The following is a 1,856-nucleotide window of genomic DNA, read 5'->3' as shown; positions in this document are numbered from 1 at the left end:
TTCAGTGTAAAATGTACTTGGGTCATGTAAAAGTCCTCCTGGGTATGTTTTTGTCGTTAAAAACATTGTACCGTAAAAGGACTGTTATATGGCCTTTTTACTTTTACACAATTATACGGACTTTATCGCACTACCACTACCCAATTTTAAATTTGGTAATGCTTTTTTGTATAAATTTAAATTGTTTAATGTTGTCATCTTTTTGTTATTACAATTATGATTAAATTACTATTAATACATGTTTATTATTTTAGTTAATTCAACTTTAACAGCATTTTTCAAACTATTAGGGGTCTCTACTTTTACATTGACACCACCTGTGACAATTAACTTAGCTATAAAATCTATATCTTTCGCGTTCACTTTTGATTTAAATAAATATGTCTCTTCGTCAATATTTTCAATCATATAGTCACTCCACAGGTAGCCTTTCAAGATATTCAATCCCATAACATTGCTTCTAATAAGAATATCAATAGCTGTTTCATTTTTAACCATGAACTGTTGAAAATTCTGCATAGTTATATCATTACACTCTTGAGTCTCTCCCATTTCATATAGTTCTTTTATTTTCGAAATATTTAATAGATTCACTAACTTTGATTCTATATTAGCTACAACAAAATACCATTGATGATTTTTATACATAATGCCAATACCTTTATATTGTTCTTTAATATAGTTTTGTGAATAACAGGTTTCAAAAGACTTATTCTCAATTATCAATCTAATGATTTCATTAAATAACTTATAACTTTTGAACTGATACTTATCTTCATTAAAATATTGAAATAGATCATTATATTGGTTTATTAACTCTTTTTTATTCGAGTTATTATATAATTTTTTTAATATTTCTTGATATTCTGTTTGAAAAGGTAGATTACTCACATTTGAAATACTCGAAAGTGTAAATACTAAAGCTTTCAACTCTTCATCTGAGATTGCTATTTTCGTTTGGTCTCGATTACCTATGATCGTATAACCACCATTTTTCCCTGGATTACTATATAAAGGTACTCCTAATGCTTCAATTTCTTTTATATCCCTTAAAGCGGTACTACGAGAAATATTAAATTCTGACATTAAATCATTTAATTTGAAGTTCCTATTTTCATTACAATATTCAATCATATTATATAATCTAACAGATTTTTTCATTATTATTCTCCTTTTAGTGTCAATAGATGACACTAATTAAGTATATACTCTATTTATAACAAATCTAAGGAGGAAAAAACATGAAATTTCAAGTAAGTCCATATTTTTTAATCACTCAAAATGCAGAGGGTTTAAAAAAGTTGTATGAAGAGCTGTTTGGCGCTAAAACACTGTATATTCAACGTATTAAAGATAGACCTATAGATAAGAAACTTAATATTGACGAAAATGATTTAAATAAAATTGATCAATGTGTACTTCAATTTGGAGATATAAAAATTATGATCGCAGATGACACTGAAGGTTTGCCCATAACACAAGGTAATAATATATCTCTTTGTCTCACTTTTGACCAAGTAGAAGAAACTAAACATGTATATGACCAGTTAATAGAAAAAGGCAGTGAGGTATTGAAAACATTTAGTCCAGAATTCTATACTGAAGGTTATGGTTATGTAAGAGATCCTTATGGTATCTCTTTGCATTTATTTACAAAGAGAAAAAATTAGGTTCTGCTGCAAAGTTGAAAAATAAATGTCTAATCTCAATTTTAAAATAATACTTTGTGTTAACTTGCTAGCATGATGCTAATTTCGTGGCATGGCGAAAATCCGTAGATCTGAAGAGACCTGCGGTTCTTTTTATATAGAGCGTAAATACATTCAATACCTTTTAAAGTATTCTTTGCTGTATTG

Annotated in this window: 2 protein-coding genes and 1 pseudogene; 1 reads left to right on the top strand and 2 read right to left on the bottom strand. The window is 27.8% G+C overall.

Annotated features, from left to right (window positions below; genetic code table 11):
• Positions 1–231: 231 nt before the first annotated feature.
• Entirely contained in the window at positions 232–1,161 is a 930-nt protein-coding gene (locus IDG60_RS12875) for a helix-turn-helix transcriptional regulator (RefSeq protein WP_000750311.1), read from the bottom strand.
• An 80-nt stretch (positions 1,162–1,241) separates the two neighbouring features.
• Here IDG60_RS12875 and IDG60_RS12870 point away from each other — a divergent pair, with 80 nt between their 5' ends.
• The gene (locus IDG60_RS12870) at positions 1,242–1,670 is read left to right on the top strand and encodes a VOC family protein (protein ID WP_000671996.1); all 429 of its coding nucleotides are present in this window, start codon (positions 1,242–1,244) and stop codon (positions 1,668–1,670) included.
• Positions 1,671–1,729: 59 nt separating this feature from the next.
• Here the strand turns inward: IDG60_RS12870 and IDG60_RS12865 are convergent.
• Positions 1,730–1,856: pseudogene (locus tag IDG60_RS12865) on the bottom strand (IS6 family transposase); the annotation flags it as partial.

This window comes from Staphylococcus sp. EG-SA-2, assembly GCF_017152085.1.
Note: the sequence above shows the minus strand (reverse complement) of the source record. Positions and strands in the feature narration are given on the sequence as shown.